Here is a 16,098-nt window from a genome sequence, read left to right on the forward strand (position 1 = left end):
AGGTGGCCACGCGACCCCGCCAGAAGGACCCCTGATGACCTCCACGCTCGCGCCGCAACCGGTCGAACGGGCGAAGCCCGCACGCACCCGAGAGGCGGCCCGGCGGCGTACCCGTGTCCTCGCGCTCCCCGAGGCGCGCTGGGCCGCCGCGGCCACCGTCCTCTTCCTGCTCGCGCTGCCTTTGCAGCTGACCGGCGTCCCCGCCTGGATCTGGGGCCCCCTGTACGCCCTGTCGTACGTCACGGGCGGGTGGGAGCCGGGGTGGGAGGGGCTGAAGGCGCTCAGGGAACGCACCCTCGACGTGGATCTGCTGATGGTCGTCGCCGCTCTGGGCGCGGCCGCGATCGGGCAGGTCATGGACGGCGCCCTGCTCATCGTCATCTTCGCCACCTCGGGCGCGCTGGAGGCCCTGGCCACGGCCCGCACCGCCGACTCCGTCCGAGGCCTGCTCGACCTGGCCCCCGCCACCGCCACCCGGCTGAGCGCGGCGGGTGAGGAACAGGCCGTAGCCGTCGAGGAGTTGCAGGTCGGCGACACCGTTCTTGTTCGGCCCGGCGAGCGCGTCGGTGCCGACGGACGTGTGCTCGACGGAGCGAGCGAGGTGGATCAGGCGACCATCACCGGTGAGCCGCTGCCCGTACCGAAGGAGCGGGGCGACGAGGTTTTCGCAGGCACCCTCAACGGCACCGGCGCGCTGCGCCTCCGGGTCGAACGCGACGCCTCGGACTCCGTGATCGCCCGGATCGTCCGCATGGTGCAGGAGGCGTCCGAGACCAAGGCGCCCACGCAACTGTTCATCGAGAAGGTCGAACAGCGTTACTCGCTGGGCATGGTGGCCGCGACCCTGGCCGTCTTCCTGGTGCCGCTCGCCTTCGGCGCACAGCTGACCGACTCGCTGCTGCGCGCCATGACCTTCATGATCGTCGCATCGCCCTGTGCGGTGGTGCTGGCCACCATGCCGCCCCTGTTGTCGGCCATCGCCAACGCCGGACGCCACGGTGTGCTGGTGAAGTCGGCCGTGGTGATGGAGCGGCTCGGCCAGGTCGACGCGGTCGCGCTGGACAAGACCGGCACGCTCACCGAGGGCAGCCCCCGGGTCACCGACGTCCGGCCGCTGCCCGGATCCGGCCTGGACGAGCGGGAGTTGCTGACCCTGGCGGCCGCCGCCGAACGGCCCAGTGAGCATCCGCTGGCCCGGGCGGTCGTGGACGCGGCCCGCGAACGCGGCCTCGACCTGCCCGACGCGCGGGACTTCACCTCCGCGCCCGGTGTGGGGGTCACCGCCGTGGTCGGCGGCCGTACGGTCGCAGTCGGCGCACCGGCCCGGCTGGCGGACGACGCCGTCGGCCCGGCCGCGGAACTGGAGGAGTCCGGCCGCACCGCCGTCCTGGTCGTCGTGGACGGCACCCCCGCCGGACTGCTCGGCGTCGCCGACCGGCTGCGCCCGGACGCCACCGCCACGGTCGCCGCCCTCATCCGGCTCACCGGCACCGCCCCCGTGCTCCTCACCGGCGACAACCCCCGCGCCGCCGCGCACCTCGCCGCCGAGGCCGGGATCGACGACGTGCGCGCCGGGCTGCTGCCGCAGGACAAACTGGCGGCCGTCAAGGAGATGGAGGGCGCGGGCCGCAAGGTGCTGGTCGTCGGGGACGGCGTCAACGACGCACCCGCCCTGGCCGCCGCACACACCGGTGTCGCCATGGGACGGGCCGGCTCCGACCTGGCCCTGGAGACCGCGGACGCCGTCATCGTGCGCGACGAACTCGCCGCGGTCCCCGCCACCGTCGCCCTGTCCCGCCGCGCCCGTCGGCTGGTCGTGCAGAACCTCGTGATCGCCGGGGTGTTCATCGCCGGTCTCGTCGTCTGGGACCTGGCCGGTGACCTGCCGCTGCCGCTGGGCGTCGCGGGCCACGAGGGCTCCACGGTCCTGGTCGGCCTGAACGGGCTGCGGCTGCTGCGGGAGGGGGCCTGGCAGCGGGCTGTGGCGGGGGGAGACGGCTGAACGAACGCCGGTCGGCGCAGCGGGCCGTTGCGGGAGACGGCTGACGGGCGCCGGTCTGTGCAGCGGGCCGTTGCGGGAGACGGCTGACGGGCGCCGGTCTGTGCAGCGGGCCGTTGCGGGAGACGGCTGACGGGCGCCGGTCAGCGTGGCGGTGGCGGGGCGCTGCTCCCCGTACGGCCAGGTCCACGGGCACCGGCCACAGGATCTCCCCGCGGCTCCCACGAACCCTGAAGATCCGCCAGGATTGCCCCGTTGCCGTTCGGGTACGCGAGCAGGACCGTACCCGGGGCGGATCTTGCCCCGGGCAGGCCGCACGACCGCCGCTACCAGGGAATGTGCCATGGAGACACCTGCAAACGACCCCACGCCCACGCCCGCCCAGCGGGCACTGGACGTCCTCGCCGAGAACACCGAGGACGCGGCGGCTCTGGACGCGCTCGCCAACAGCGACGTGCTCATCCCCGTGCCCGACGACGCGGCCGACGCCGACGCCGCCAACCCCTCGGCGGTGGCGCTGCCCGTGCTGGAGCAGCCGGGCGGCGAACCGGTGGTGCCCGTGTTCACCTCCGAGGTGGAGATGGCCGGGCTGCTGCCGTTCGTTTCCCGCTACCGCATGGTGCCGCTCGGCGCCCTCGCCGCCCAGTGGCCGGCCGACGACCTGTCGCTCACCATCGACGGCAGCTCGGAGCACCGGCTGACGCTCACCTCGGAGGGAGTCCGCACCCTGCTGGCCCGCTAGTCGGACGACCGGGTCGATCCGGGCCTGGGCGGCTGGCCGCCCAGTGCCCGGCTCAGGGCCGCCCGCTGCAGTGGCAGCACCTCGGTGTGCAGGTCACGGCCCTTCGACGTGAGGGAGACCCATACGCCCCGCCGGTCCTCCGCGCAGACGGACCGCGTCACCAGGCCGTCCTTCTCCAGCCGGGCGATCAGCCGGGACAGCGCGCTCTGGCTGAGGTGGACCCGCCCCACGAGGTTCTGCACCCGGCACTGCTCGCCCTCCTCGGGCGCGGCGGTCGCGAGCAGGTCCAGGACCTCGAAGTCGGACGCGCCGAGGCCGTGCGGATGCAGCGCCCGGTCGATCTCGCACATCGTGCGCGCGTGCGCCGACAGGATGTCCCGCCACCGTTCCTCGAGCTGTCCACCAGCCGTACTCGCCGCCATAGGGGAACGGTAACACCGGTGCAGGGTTCAATGACCGCGCATGGATCGTCTCCGGCGCGCCTGCGCCGGCTCCCGCCCGAGAGCCTCGACCTGGGCGTCTTCTCCTGGGAGGCCATCTGGACCGCCGTGGGCGGCAACGGCTGGGACCCGACCGACGCGGCCTGAGGCAACGCCAGGGAGAACCAGGCGCTGTTCGGCCACGACGGCCGCCCGCAGTCGTCGATGCCCTGGTTCCGGCACCGCTGAGCACACCGGGGAGGGCCCGCCGCCGGGTCCTGCCCGCCGTCCGCGCATCTGTCCGAAGTCCTGCGCACGACAGGGCAGTTCGGTATCGGACAAGCATGCCGAGTGCCGGACACGGCGGCCCCCGCTGCGAGACAGTGGGAGGACGCGGTGAGCGCGAAGCCGCGAGGCAGGGGCACGACATGCTGAGGACTCCCACGGACGAGACGCGGCTGCGCATCCTGGCCTGGCTGAAGGAGCCCGGGCCCGCGGCGGACGGTGTCACCGCGGACGCCGTCGCCGAGCGGTTCTCGCTGCCGCGCCCGGTCGCCGTCACCCATCTCCGGCTACTCGAGGCCACCGGCATGCTGCGCACCAGCAGGTCCGCGGGCCGGGTTCACTACCACCGCGACGACATCCGGATCGCCGAGGTCGCCCGCATGTTTGAAAAGGGCTGGTAGGCGACCCGGTACCGCGGTATCACTCCCGACGGTGAAGGACACGCACGCGATGGACCGACCCACGGCACTCGTCCCGCGCCACTACGTCGCCGTGGGCCCCGGCCCCGAGGACGTGGTCGCCGACCCGCGCGGCCGCGTCCTCACCGGCGTCGCGGACGGCCGCATCCTGCGGCTCGAGGGCCTCGGCGATCGGGTCGCGGCCCGCGTCGAGGTGATCGCCGAGACCGGCGGCAGGCCGCTAGGGCTCGAACTCCTGCCGGACGGCGACCTGTTGGTGTGCGACGCGGCACGCGGGCTGCTGCGCGTGGGCACCGGCGACAGCACCGTCCGTGTCCTCGCCGACTCGGTGGCGGGCGAGCCGCTGCGCTTCTGCAGCAACGTCGTGTCCCTCTCCGACGGCAGCGTCTACTTCACCGTCTCCAGCCGCCGTTACCCCCTGGAGCAGTGGATCGGCGACATCGTCGAGCACACCGGGACGGGACGGCTGCTGCGGCTCGCCCCCGGCGGTGACAGTCCCGAGGTGGTGCTGGACGGGCTGCAGTTCGCCAACGGCGTCGCCGTCGGAGCCGACGAGTCCTTCCTCGTCGTCGCCGAGACCGGCGCACGCCGGCTCCTGCGCTTCCGGCTCACCGGGCCCGGGGCCGGACGCGGCGAGCCGTTCGCCGAGGACCTCCCGGGCATGCCCGACAACCTCTGGCGCGGCGCACCCGACGGACCGATCTGGGTCGCGCTCGCCGGGCCCCGCGTCCCGGCCCTCGAACTGCTCCACCGCAGGGCGCCCGGCGTCCGGGCCGCCGCCGCCCGTGCCGCCGTACACGCCCCGTTCCGCCCGGTCGGCACGATCGCCCTCCAGGCCTATGACGACCAGGGCCGCCTCGTCCACCACCTCGGCCGCCGCCACTCCGGCTATCGCATGCCCACCAGCGTCTGCGAAGCGGGCGGCCACCTGATCCTCGGCAGCCTCTGGGAACGCGGCGTCGCCGTCTGCGAACCACCCGCCCCGAAGTGACCCTCACCGCAGCCTCGGAGTGACCCCGTTCGGCCCCGGGGTTAATCTGAACTCCGGCCGCGGCTGACGTCGCGGCGCGGCGGTGGGGCCCGCCGTACCCGAACCGCGGCAAGGACGCCGCCAACGGTCCCTACTTGCGACGGCACGCGCCCGCACGACCCCGGGCTCCCGGCGAGTAGGAGACGCACCCCCATGACATCCCCCGAGAGCCTCCACGTGCGAGCCTCCACCCCGCGGCGGCCCTCCTGGCGCGCCCAGGCGCCCGTCGTCACCGTCGTGGCGCTCGGCGGGGGAGTGGGGGCGACAGCCCGCTACGCCGCCTCCCTCTGGTGGCCCTCGCCCGCGGGCGGCTTCCCCTGGACGACCTTCGGGGTCAACATCGCCGGCTGCGCCGTGATCGGCGTGTTCATGGTGATCATCACCGAGGTCGGGACCCCCCATCCCCTCGTCCGGCCCTTCTTCGGCACCGGCGTCCTCGGCGGCTTCACCACCTTCTCGACGTACGCCGTCGACATCCGGCGGCTCGTCGACGGCGGTCAGGCCGCCACCGGTCTGGCCTACCTGGTCACGACCCCGCTCGCGGCCCTCACGGCGGTGTGGCTCGCCGCCGGGACGACCCGCCGCGTCCTGAAGAGGAGGCAGAGATGACGAGACAGACCGCCAGGGCCCTGCGCCTGACCGTCTTCGTCGGCGAGAGCGACACCTGGCACCACCGGCCCCTCTACTCCGAGATCGTCCACCGGGCCCACGCGGCCGGACTGGCGGGCGCCAGCGTCTTCCGGGGCATCGAGGGCTTCGGCGCCTCCTCCCTGATCCACACCTCGCGGCTGCTGTCCCTCAGCGAGGACCTGCCGGTCGCCGTGGTGATCGTCGACACCGAGCTCCGCGTCCGCGCGTTCCTCCCGCACCTCGACGACATCGTCACCGAGGGGCTCGTGACCCTCGACGAGTGTGAAGTGATCCGGTACACCGGCCCCGGGGACGATCCCGGCCCGGCCGACACGAAGGGTAAGAACTGGTTGTGAACTGGCTGCTGGTCGTCGGCGGCGCGATGGTCGGCGCCCCGCTGCGCTACCTCACCGACCGCGCGGTCCAGGCGCGGCACGACTCGGTCTTCCCCTGGGGCACCCTGACGGTCAACGTCTGCGGGTCGTTGATCCTCGGCCTGCTCACGGGCGCCGCCACCCACCTCCAGCTGCTGCTCGGCACCGGCCTGTGCGGGGCCCTGACGACCTACTCGACGTTCTCCTACGAGACGCTGCGGCTGGCGGAGACCGGGGCGCGGCTGCAGGCCGCCCTCAACGTCGTGCTCAGCGCGACGGCCGGCCTCGCCGCGGCCTTCGCGGGGGCGGCCCTGGCGCGGCTGTGAGGCGCGTCCATGGGCTCCGTTCTCGTCCGGGTGTAGTAAGACGGTCCCCTCCGCTCCCGCTCCCGAGCAGAACTGGATCCCATGAGCGTCATCAGCGTCGGTCAGGCTGTCGTCCTCGGAGCCGTCGAGGGGGTGACCGAGTTCCTGCCCGTCTCCTCCACCGGCCATCTGAAGATCGTCGAGGGGCTGATGGGCATCCCCGTGGACGACGACGCCGTGGTCGGGTTCTCGGCCGTCATCCAGGTCGGTGCGATCGCCGCGGTGCTCGTGTACTTCTTCAAGGACATCGTGCGGATCGTCTCCGCCTGGGGGAGGGGCCTGCGCAACCGGGAGGAGCGGTACCGGCACGACTACCAGTTCGCCTGGTGGGTCATCTGCGCGACGATCCCGATCGTCGTGGTCGGGCTCGCCGCCAAACCGCTCATCGAGGGTCCGCTCGCCTCGCTGTGGGTGGTCGCCGGCTCGCTGATCGTCGGCAGCGGCGTCATGTGGGCGGCGGACCGGAGGGGCCGGCACAAGCGCGGGGAGGACGACACCTCGTTCAGGGACGCGATGCTCGTCGGCAGCTCCCAGATCCTCGCCCTGCTCTTCCCCGGCTTCTCCCGCTCCGGCGCCACCATGTCCACGGCGCTGCTCCTCGATCTGGACCGCGTCGCCGCCACCCGGCTCTCGTTCTTCCTCGGCATTCCCGCGCTGACCGGCGCCGGCCTCTACGAGCTCAAGGACGCCCTGGGCACCGGGGCGGGCGCGGCGCCGCTGGCCGTCGGCACGCTCGTCTCGTTCGTCGTGGCCTACGCCTCGATCGCCTGGCTGCTGAAGTTCGTCGCCAAGCATTCCTTCACCGCGTTCGTGATCTACCGGATCGTGGTGGGCGTGCTGCTGTTCGGGCTGCTCGGAGCGGGTGTGCTGCACAGTTGAGCGTCTGCCGGGAGGCGCCGTCGTCCATCTGCGGCGCCGTCGCGGCTCGTCGCGCAGTTCCCCGCGCCCCTTTCGGGCACCCTCTTGACAGCCGCCTCCCGTCGCCCGGAGTATCTCTCCCGTGAACCTGTCAGACAGCCGGACAGCCGGACAGCCTGTGCGTCGCATCAGTGCCATGGAAGCGGTGCTGGCGCACCTGCGCGGCGCCATCGAGCGCGGCGAGTACGCGATCGGCGACAAGCTCCCCTCCGAGGCCGAGCTCTGCCGCACCCTGGAGGTCTCCCGGCCCGTGCTGCGCGAAGCGCTGCGGGCCCTGCAGACCATGGGCCTGACCGTCTCCCGCACCGGCAAGGGCACCTTCGTCGTGGCCAGCACCGTCGAGGACCCCACCTTCGGTGACTACGCGGCCAGTGACCTGCTGGAGGTGCGCCGCCACGTCGAGATCCCGGTCGCCGGGTACGCGGCCCGGCGCCGCACCCCGGAGAACCTCGACCACCTGGCCCACCTGCTGGAGCGGATGGAGCGGGAGACGGACACCACCGCGTGGGTCGCCATGGACACGTTGTTCCACCTCGCCGTGGCCGAGGCCGCCCAGAACCCGGTCTTCCGCCGGGTCATCGAGGAGATCCGGGACGCCCTGGCCCGCCAGTCCGCCTTCCTCAACGAGCTGGGCGGCCGCCGCGAGCAGTCCAACCGCGAGCACCGGGCGATCGTCGAAGCGCTGACCGACGGTTCCGAGAACGACGCGGTGGAGGCCATGGCCCACCACCTCGACCGCGTCGAGACCACCCTCACCGACATCGTGCGCTCCTCGCGCACGGACACCCCCACGGAAACCCCCATGGAAGGCGGAACCGAGGCGTGAGCGAGCAGTCCCTGCACGATGAGGTGCAGAAACGTTCCATCCATGTCGACGCCGGAGACGCGGGCTACAGCAAGTCCCTGAAGTCCCGGCACGTCAACATGATCGCCATCGGCGGAGCCATCGGCACCGGCCTGTTCCTCGGCGCCGGCGGCCGTCTCGCCGACGCCGGCCCGTCCCTCTTCATCGCCTACGCGGTCTGCGGCCTCTTCGCCTTCCTCGTCGTGCGCGCCCTCGGCGAACTCGTGCTGTACCGGCCCTCCTCGGGCGCCTTCGTCTCCTACGCCCGCGAGTTCATGGGGGAGAAGGGCGCCTACACCGCCGGCTGGATGTACTTCCTCAACTGGGCGACCACCGGCATCGCCGACATCACCGCCGTCGCCACCTACACCCACTACTGGGGCATGTTCTCCGACATACCGCAGTGGGTGATCGCGCTGATCGCGCTGGCGGTCGTCCTCACCGTCAACCTGATCTCGGTGAAGATCTTCGGCGAGCTGGAGTTCTGGTTCGCGATCGTCAAGGTCGGCGCCCTGGTCGTCTTCATGTGCATCGGCATCTTCCTGCTGGTCACCCAGCACCCCGTCGACGGCCACACCCCGGGCCCGTCCCTGATCGGCGACAGCGGCGGCGTCTTCCCGCACGGCCTGCTGCCCATGCTGCTGATCATCCAGGGCGTCGTCTTCGCCTACGCCTCCGTCGAACTGGTCGGCGTCGCCGCAGGTGAGACCGAGAACCCCGAGAAGATCATGCCGAAGGCGATCAACTCGATCATGTGGCGTGTCGGCGTGTTCTACGTCGGCTCGGTCGTGCTGCTGTCGATGCTGCTGCCGTGGAACAAGTACACCGCCGGGGAGAGCCCCTTCGTGACGGTGCTGTCCAACATCGGTGTCCCGGCGGCGGGCGGCGTGATGAACCTCGTCGTCCTCACGGCCGCCATGTCCTCCCTCAACTCCGGCCTCTACTCCACAGGCCGCATCCTGCGCTCCATGGCCATGGCCGGATCCGCGCCGAAGTTCACCTCCGTGATGAGCCGCAGCCAGGTCCCCTACGGCGGCATCCTGCTCACCAGCGGCATCTGCGTCCTGGGCGTCGGCCTCAACTTCGTCGTGCCCGCCGAGGCGTTCGAGATCGTGCTGAACTTCGCCGCGATCGGCATCCTCGCCACCTGGGGCATGATCATGATCTGTCACCTCCTCTTCTGGCAGAAGACCCAGAGGGGCGAGCTGACCCGCCCGGGCTACCGGCTCTCGGGCTCCCCCTGGACCGAGATCGTGACGCTGGCCTTCCTCGCCTCCGTCCTGGTCCTCATGTACGCCGACGGCGGCGCGGGACGCACCACCGTGCTGTGCCTGCCGCTGATCGTCGGAGCCCTGGTCGGCGGATGGTTCGCCATACGCGGCCGTATCGCACCCAAGTCCACCAGCGGAGCCGACGCGTGAGGAACGCGCCGCTCCCCGAGAAGCAGGCAGTGATGTACAGCAGTTCACTCGCGGACGCACCCCTGGTCCGTGAACCCCTCCACGCCCCCGTCGCCCACCTCATACGCGGCGGAATCACCGAAGGCATCCACTACGGCTCCGTCGTCGTCCTCGACGCCGACGGAGAGGTCCGGCTCCAGATCGGAGACATCGAGGCCGCCTTCTACCCCCGCTCCGCGATCAAGCCCGTCCAGGCCGTGGCCATGGTCCGTGCCGGGCTGCCCCTCGACGGCGAGCTGCTGTCGCTGACCGCCGCCAGCCACTCCGGCGAGGAACGCCACCTCGCCGGGGCCCGGCGCATCCTCGAACTCGCCGGGCTCACCGAGGGCCACCTGCGCAACGTCCCGGACCTGCCGTTCGACCCGGTCGTCCGGGACGCCTGGGTGCGCGAGGGCCGACTGCCCTCACGGCTCGCCCAGAACTGCTCCGGCAAGCACGCGGCGATGCTCTACACCTGCGCCCTCAACGGCTGGCCCCTGGAGGACTACCTCGACCCCGGCCACCCGCTCCAGCAGGCCGTCGCCGAGATCGTCGAGGACCTCACCGGGCAGCGCATCGCCCAGGTCACCGTCGACGGCTGCGGCGCGCCCCTGTTCTCCCTCTCCCTGCACGGACTGGCCCGGGCCACCGCCCGGATCGTCACCGCCGCGCCGGGCACGCCCGAGGCCCGGGTCGCCGACGCCATGCGCGAACACGCCGAGATGGCCTCCGGCTCCGGGCGGGACGTCGCCGCGCTGATGCGGGCCGTGCCGGGGCTGCTGTCCAAGGACGGTTTCGAGGGTGTCCAGGTCGCCGCGCTGCCCGACGGGCGGGCCGTGGCGGTGAAGATCGCCGACGGGGCGAACCGGGCCCGGGTGCCGGTGGCTGCCGCGGCGTTGGCCCGGGCCGGTGTCGACCCGGAGCTGCTCGCCGAGTTCGCGGGTGAGCCGCTGCTCGGTGGTGGGCGGGAGGTCGGGCGTGTGCGGCCCGTTCGCTCGCTGGAGCCGGTCGCCGGTGCTGACCGCGCCTGACGGCGTGCCGGGTTCTCCCGTCCGGAGGCTGCGGCGCCCATGTGGCTGATCGCGCAGTTCCCCGCGCCCCCGAAGGGCGCGCAACCACCCTCACTTCCCTCAGAAAGAGGCCCCTCACCGTCATGACCGCCGCCACCCGCTCCGAGCACGATCTGCTCGGTGACCGTGACGTTCCCGCCGAGGCGTACTGGGGTGTGCACACCCTGCGGGCCACGGAGAACTTCCCCATCACGGGCATGACCATCTCCGCCTACCCGCACCTGATCGACGCCCTCGCCGCCGTCAAGGAGGCCGCCGCCCTCGCCAACGAGGAACTCGGCCTGCTGGAGCCGAGGAAGGCCGCCGCCATCGTCGAGGCCTGCCGTGAGATCCGCGACGGCAAGCTGCACGACCAGTTCGTCGTCGACGTCGTCCAGGGCGGCGCCGGCACCTCCACCAACATGAACGCCAACGAGGTCGTGGCGAACCGGGCGCTGGAGCTGCTGGGTCACGCCAAGGGGGAGTACGGGTTCCTGCACCCCAACGAGGACGTCAACCTCGGCCAGTCCACCAACGACGTCTACCCGACCGCCGTCAAGATCGCGACGGTGTTCGCGGTGCGCGGGCTGCTCGACGCGATGTCCGTCCTCCAGGAGACGTTCGCCCGCAAGGCCGTCGAGTTCCGCGACGTGCTCAAGATGGGCCGCACCCAGTTGCAGGACGCGGTGCCCATGACGCTGGGCCAGGAGTTCTCCGCGTACGCCGTCATGCTGGACGAGGACCGGTCCCGGCTCGCCGAGGCCGTCCTGCTGATCCACGAGATCAACCTCGGCGCCACCGCGATCGGCACCGGCCTCAACGCCCCCGCCGGTTACGCCGAAGCGGCCCGCCGCCACCTCGCGGCCATCACCGGACTGCCCCTGGTGACGGCGGCCAACCTGGTCGAGGCGACCCAGGACTGCGGCGCCTTCGTGCAGATGTCCGGCGTGCTCAAGCGCATCGCGGTCAAGCTGTCCAAGAGCTGCAACGACCTGCGGCTGCTGTCCTCCGGCCCGCGCGCCGGCCTCGGCGAGATCAACCTGCCGCCCGTGCAGGCCGGTTCGTCCATCATGCCCGGCAAGGTCAACCCGGTCATACCCGAGGTCGTCAACCAGGTCGCCTTCGAGGTCATCGGCAACGACGTCACCATCACCATGGCCGCCGAGGCCGGACAGCTCCAGCTCAACGCCTTCGAGCCGATCATCCTGCACTCGCTGTCGGAGTCCGTCACGCATCTGCAGAGCGCCTGCCTGACCCTGGCCGAGCGCTGCGTGTCCGGCATCACCGCCAACACCGAGGCGCGCGCGAGCGTCGAGAACTCCATCGGCCTGGTCACCGCCCTCAACCCGCACATCGGCTACACGGCGGCCACCGACATCGCCAAGGAAGCCCTCGCCACCGGCCGGGGCGTGGCCGAACTCGTCCTCGAGAAGGGCCTGCTCCCCGCCGAGACCCTCGCCGGCCTGCTGCGCCCCGAGGTCCTCGCCGGCAGCGGCCGGACCCCGGCCTGACCTGCCGGAGCGCACCGGGACCGGCGGAGGGACAATAGCGATCATGACGTCGTCGACGACCTTCCAGCCGGTCCTGGAGCGCATCGCCGAGGAGATCGAGCGGACCCCCGGCCGCGGCCGGCCCGCCGACTACATCCCGGCGCTCGCCGCCCGCGACCCGCGCAGCTTCGGCATGGCCGTCGCCGAGCCGGACGGCACGGTGTACGGGGTGGGCAACTGGCGGGAGCCGTTCTCCGCCCAGTCCCTCACGAAGGTCTTCACCCTCGCCCTCGACCTGGCCCGCGAGGGTGACGTCCTGTGGGAGCACGTGGGCCGCGAGCCCTCCGGCAACCCCTTCAACTCCCTCGTCCAGCTGGAGTACGAGAACGGCATCCCGCGCAACCCGTTCATCAACGCGGGCGCCCTGGTCGTCACCGACCGGCTGCACACCCGCACCGGCGACGCGTCGGGTGAACTGCTGGCGTTCCTGCGGGCCGAGAGCGGCAACCCCGACCTGGGCTTCGACCAGGAGGTCGCCGCGTCCGAGACCGCCCACGGCGACCGCAACGCCGCGCTCGGCCACTTCATGGCGTCCTACGGCAACATCGACAACCCCGTGCCGACGCTCCTGGAGCAGTACTTCCGGCAGTGCTCGATCGCCGCGTCCTGCGCCGATCTCGCCCTCGCCACGGGCTTCCTCGCCCGGCACGGCATCCGCGCCGACGGCACCCGTCTGCTCACCCGCAGCCAGGCCAAGCAGATCAACGCGATCATGCTGACCTGCGGCACGTACGACGCGGCGGGCGACTTCGCCTACCGGGTCGGCCTGCCCGGCAAGAGCGGTGTGGGCGGCGGGATCATCGCGGTCGTCCCCGGCCGCTGCACCCTGTGCGTGTGGAGCCCGGGCCTCGACGAGCGGGGCAACTCGGTGGCGGGCGTCGCGGCCCTCGACCGGTTCACGACCCTGACCGGTCTGTCGGTGTTCTGACCACCCGTGCGCCGCGTGAGCGCCGTGTGCGTGGGGTCAATGAGGCGCGCCCCCACCTCCAGGGCGGTCAGGCCGCCGGGGCTGAAGGCGCGTACGCCGAGGTGCTGGTCATGGGAGCACGTCCGTTCGTCGGTCCGCTTATGCCGGTAGGCCTCCCGCCGTGGCCGGAACTCATCGGCCGGTGTGCACCGGGCGGTCACGCGCGGGCCGCCCCGCGGAGAGGGGAGCGTCCCCTTTCGGCCATCCGCCGTTGACACGCTGCCCGTGTGTCGGCCATGGCTCTCCCCGTCGATCTCCGCCGCTGCCGGACACTCGGTCTGGCCGGAACCGCCTGCCTCGCCCTGGGCGGTGAGACGGCCGGCGCCCTGCCCGTGGCGGACCTGCTCCACCCCGCCTCCGCGCGCGCCGCCCTCGGCCTGGTCGGCGTGTACTTCGGCGTCGTCCTGCTGCTCGCGGCCTGGCTGCTGCTGGGCCGGCTGGTCCGCGGGCCGAGACCGCCGGAGCCCCGCTCCCTGCTGTTCGTCCTCGCCACCTGGGCGGCCCCGCTGCTCCTCGCCCCGCCGCTGTTCAGCCGGGACGTCTACAGCTACCTCGCCCAGGGAGCGATGGTCGATGCGCACCTGGACGTCTACGCGTACGGGCCCTCCCGGCTCGGCGGTCCGCTCGCCGACGAGGTCGCCCCGCTCTGGCGGCACACCGGTGCCCCGTACGGCCCGGTGTTCCTCGCCGTCGCGGGGGCGCTGTCGGCACTGACCCGCGGCGAACTGCCGGCCGGGCTGTTCGGGATGCGGGTCGTCGCCCTCGCCGGCGTGGCCCTGATGACGGCCGCGCTGCCCCGCCTCGCCCGGCACAGCGGGGCCGACCCGTCCGCCGCGCTGTGGCTGGGCGCCCTCAACCCGCTCGTCCTGCTGCACCTGGTCGCGGGAGCCCACAACGACGCCGTCATGCTGGGGCTGCTCGGCGTCGGCCTGGTGGCGGCGCTCGGCCGGTGGCCGGTCCTCGGCGCTGTCCTCGTCACCCTGGCCGCCCTGGTCAAGGCGCCCGCCGTCCTCGGTCTCGCCGCCGTGGTGGCCCTCCAGATGCGCGCGGGCCGCCGCCCGGCGAAGGCCCTCGTGACGACCGCCGTCGCGGCAGCGGCGACCACCGCCGCCACGACGGCCGTGGCCGGCACCGGGTACGGCTGGGTCGGCGCCCTGAACACCCCCGTCTCCCCGCAGAACTGGGCCCTGACCACTCTCCTCGGCCGCGTCACGCAGGCCCTGCTGGAGCACCTCGGCAGCGATCTCGCGCCCCTGGCGCTCCCCGCCTGGCACGCGCTGGGCATCGTGGCCGCCGTGATCGCGATCGCGCTGATCTGGCTGCGGCTGCGCCTGCGGCCGGTGTACGCACTCGGCCTGTCCCTGGCGGCGATGGCCGCGCTCGGGCCGGCGATCCGCCCGTGGTACGCCCTGTGGGGTCTGTTCCTCATCGCCGCCGCCGCACCCAGTACGTCCGTGCGCCACCGCACGGCGGCCGTCACCGGCGTGCTCGCGCTGACCGTGCTGCCCGGCGGCGGTCCGGCGGACACGGGGCAACTCGTGCCGGCCGTCTCCGGCGGCGCCCTCGCGGTCGTCGTGCTGTGGCAGGCCCACCAGGCGGAACTCGCCCCCGCACCGGGCGGCGCGGCATGACCCCGGCCCTGCCCCGCACCGACCGCGGCCGGCTGCTGCTGGTGCTCGCCCTCGCCACGCTGGTGACGGTCTTCACCGCGACCGTGCCGCTGCTGCGCGACTGGTTCGACCTGCGCGTCTACTACGGCAGCATCGACTCCTGGGCACACTACGGCGGCCGCCTCTACGACTACCGGGTGCCCGGCACGACGTACGGCTTCACCTACCCGCCGTTCGCCGCGGTCGCCATGCTGCCGATGGCCCTGCTGGGGCTGCACACGGCGATCGCCGCGGCCCTGCTGCTGAACCTGGCCGCGCTGGCCGTGATCCTGCGGCTGCTCGCCGGACCGTCCTGGCGGCGTCACGGCTGGTTCGCCTGGGCCCTGACGGCCTGTCTGCTCGCCCTGTTCGAACCGCTCCGCGACACCCTCAGCTTCGGCCAGGTCAATCTGTTGCTGCTGGCGCTCGTCCTCACCGACGCGACGTTGCTCGCCACCGGGCGCGGGCGCCTGGCGGGCGTCGGCATCGGTCTCGCCGCGGCGATCAAACTCACGCCGGCGCTGTTCATCGCTCTGCTGCTGGTGGCCGGACGCAGGCGCGCGGCGGCGCTCGCGACGGCCGTGGCCCTCGGCGCCACGGCCCTCGCGGCCTGGGTGGACCCGGGCGCCTCGCGCTTCTACTGGACGCGCGCGTTGTGGGACACCGACCGCGTGGGACGCCTCGGCTACGTCTCGAACCAGTCGGTGCAGGGCATCCTGGCCCGGCTCGGCGAACCGGACCGCGCGGTGTGGGCCCTGGTGGTGCTGCTGGTCCTCGGCGTGTGGGCGATGCGGTCCCGCCGGGCGGTCGCGGCGGGGGACTGGACGGCGGCGTTCGCCCTGACCGGTCTCGCCGCCTGTCTCGTCAGCCCGATCACCTGGGTGCACCATCTCGTGTGGCTGCTGCCCGCCTTCGCCGTGCTGGTCCGCGCGGGACGCCTCCGGGTCGCGGGCGCCCTGTACGCCGTGCTGTGCACCAGTGTGGTGTGGCTGTGGTTCGACGACGCGTCCGGCGTCGACGGGTTCCTGGGCGGCAACACCTACGCCTGGATCACCCTCGGTCTGCTGCTGTGGCTGCCCGCGGGTCAGCTCCGCCCGGGTCTGCGGACCGGAAGCCGCAGCACCAGCACCACGACCGCCGCGCCCGTACCGGCGGCGCCCGCGATCATCCCCGCCTCCGTCCAGACGGACCCGTGCTGCTGCCGAACGGCCGCCGCGACCGCGGGCGGCGTCGTCATGGCCGGCTGCGCGGACGTGCCCGGCGCACCGAGCGAGCCCACCGCCTCGACCTTCCCCGCCGACGTGAAACCCCAGTCGAGCAGTGAACGGGCCTCCTCGTACACGGCCGACCCGCCGCCCTCCTGAGGGTTCATCACGGTCACGACCAGGGTGCGCCCCTCCCGGCGGGCCGCCGCGACGA

At 72.8% G+C, this 16,098-nt stretch carries 16 protein-coding genes and 1 pseudogene; 16 read left to right on the top strand and 1 reads right to left on the bottom strand.

The features are described 5' to 3' along the window. Nucleotides 1-34: 34 nt before the first annotated feature. Together ACFZDI_RS07785 and ACFZDI_RS07790 are read left to right on the top strand one after the other, a co-directional pair. A complete protein-coding gene (locus ACFZDI_RS07785; protein ID WP_391248540.1) occupies nt 35-2,002 on the top strand; it encodes a heavy metal translocating P-type ATPase in 1,968 nt (655 codons plus the stop codon). Between the two features lie 340 nt (nt 2,003-2,342). Further along, complete coding sequence (locus tag ACFZDI_RS07790; protein WP_234846955.1) at nt 2,343-2,741, top strand: SseB family protein; 399 nt, start codon at nt 2,343-2,345, stop codon at nt 2,739-2,741. Here ACFZDI_RS07790 and ACFZDI_RS07795 read toward each other — a convergent pair. Then, nucleotides 2,738-3,163 (bottom strand): MarR family transcriptional regulator, encoded by a 426-nt coding sequence (locus ACFZDI_RS07795; RefSeq protein ID WP_391248543.1) that lies wholly within the window; start codon nt 3,161-3,163, stop codon nt 2,738-2,740. The genes ACFZDI_RS07790 and ACFZDI_RS07795 overlap by 4 nt on opposite strands. An 84-nt stretch (nt 3,164-3,247) precedes the next feature. Here ACFZDI_RS07795 and ACFZDI_RS07800 point away from each other — a divergent pair. The 14 genes and pseudogenes from ACFZDI_RS07800 to ACFZDI_RS07865 form a co-directional block, all read left to right on the top strand. Then, nucleotides 3,248-3,409: pseudogene (locus ACFZDI_RS07800) on the top strand (glycosyl hydrolase 53 family protein); the annotation flags it as partial. A gap of 179 nt (nt 3,410-3,588) precedes the next feature. Next, a complete protein-coding gene (locus tag ACFZDI_RS07805; protein WP_234846957.1) occupies nt 3,589-3,846 on the top strand; it encodes a helix-turn-helix transcriptional regulator in 258 nt (85 codons plus the stop codon). Nucleotides 3,847-3,895: 49 nt separating this feature from the next. After that, the gene (locus ACFZDI_RS07810; RefSeq protein ID WP_391248545.1) at nt 3,896-4,855 is read left to right on the top strand and encodes an SMP-30/gluconolactonase/LRE family protein; all 960 of its coding nucleotides are present in this window, start codon (nt 3,896-3,898) and stop codon (nt 4,853-4,855) included. Between the two features lie 192 nt (nt 4,856-5,047). Next, on the top strand, nt 5,048-5,503 hold the full coding sequence (gene crcB / locus ACFZDI_RS07815) for a fluoride efflux transporter CrcB (RefSeq protein ID WP_391248547.1): 456 nt from the start codon (nt 5,048-5,050) through the stop codon (nt 5,501-5,503). Continuing rightward, nucleotides 5,500-5,880 carry a DUF190 domain-containing protein gene (locus ACFZDI_RS07820; RefSeq protein WP_391248549.1) on the top strand — a complete coding sequence of 127 codons (381 nt, stop codon included), beginning with the start codon at nt 5,500-5,502 and terminating at the stop codon, nt 5,878-5,880. Before crcB (ACFZDI_RS07815) ends, ACFZDI_RS07820 begins: the two co-directional genes overlap by 4 nt. Beyond that, nucleotides 5,877-6,224: a fluoride efflux transporter CrcB gene (gene crcB / locus ACFZDI_RS07825; RefSeq protein ID WP_391248551.1), complete on the top strand. Its 348-nt coding sequence runs from the start codon at nt 5,877-5,879 to the stop codon at nt 6,222-6,224. Before ACFZDI_RS07820 ends, crcB (ACFZDI_RS07825) begins: the two co-directional genes overlap by 4 nt. Nucleotides 6,225-6,305: 81 nt before the next feature. Beyond that, the gene (locus tag ACFZDI_RS07830; protein WP_391248553.1) at nt 6,306-7,142 is read left to right on the top strand and encodes an undecaprenyl-diphosphate phosphatase; all 837 of its coding nucleotides are present in this window, start codon (nt 6,306-6,308) and stop codon (nt 7,140-7,142) included. Nucleotides 7,143-7,317: 175 nt separating this feature from the next. Continuing rightward, a complete protein-coding gene (locus ACFZDI_RS07835) occupies nt 7,318-8,007 on the top strand; it encodes an FCD domain-containing protein (protein WP_391248555.1) in 690 nt (229 codons plus the stop codon). After that, on the top strand, nt 8,004-9,446 hold the full coding sequence (locus tag ACFZDI_RS07840) for an amino acid permease (protein WP_391248557.1): 1,443 nt from the start codon (nt 8,004-8,006) through the stop codon (nt 9,444-9,446). The genes ACFZDI_RS07835 and ACFZDI_RS07840 overlap by 4 nt, the downstream gene beginning before the upstream one ends. Before the next feature lie 32 nt (nt 9,447-9,478). Beyond that, nucleotides 9,479-10,495 (top strand): asparaginase, encoded by a 1,017-nt coding sequence (locus tag ACFZDI_RS07845; RefSeq protein ID WP_391249489.1) that lies wholly within the window; start codon nt 9,479-9,481, stop codon nt 10,493-10,495. Nucleotides 10,496-10,617: 122 nt separating this feature from the next. Beyond that, entirely contained in the window at nt 10,618-12,024 is a 1,407-nt protein-coding gene (gene aspA, locus ACFZDI_RS07850; protein WP_391248559.1) for an aspartate ammonia-lyase, read from the top strand. Nucleotides 12,025-12,067: 43 nt separating this feature from the next. Beyond that, nucleotides 12,068-12,991, top strand: coding sequence for a glutaminase (locus ACFZDI_RS07855; RefSeq protein ID WP_391248562.1), 924 nt, complete (start codon nt 12,068-12,070; stop codon nt 12,989-12,991). A gap of 275 nt (nt 12,992-13,266) precedes the next feature. Then, the gene (mptB, locus tag ACFZDI_RS07860) at nt 13,267-14,661 is read left to right on the top strand and encodes a polyprenol phosphomannose-dependent alpha 1,6 mannosyltransferase MptB (RefSeq protein ID WP_391249491.1); all 1,395 of its coding nucleotides are present in this window, start codon (nt 13,267-13,269) and stop codon (nt 14,659-14,661) included. Next, nucleotides 14,658-16,043 carry a glycosyltransferase 87 family protein gene (locus ACFZDI_RS07865; protein ID WP_391248564.1) on the top strand — a complete coding sequence of 462 codons (1,386 nt, stop codon included), beginning with the start codon at nt 14,658-14,660 and terminating at the stop codon, nt 16,041-16,043. The genes mptB and ACFZDI_RS07865 overlap by 4 nt, the downstream gene beginning before the upstream one ends. Nucleotides 16,044-16,098 lie beyond the last annotated feature (55 nt).

The sequence above is a fragment of the Streptomyces sp. NPDC007907 genome (assembly GCF_042959365.1).
Lineage (GTDB): Bacteria > Actinomycetota > Actinomycetes > Streptomycetales > Streptomycetaceae > Streptomyces > Streptomyces indiaensis.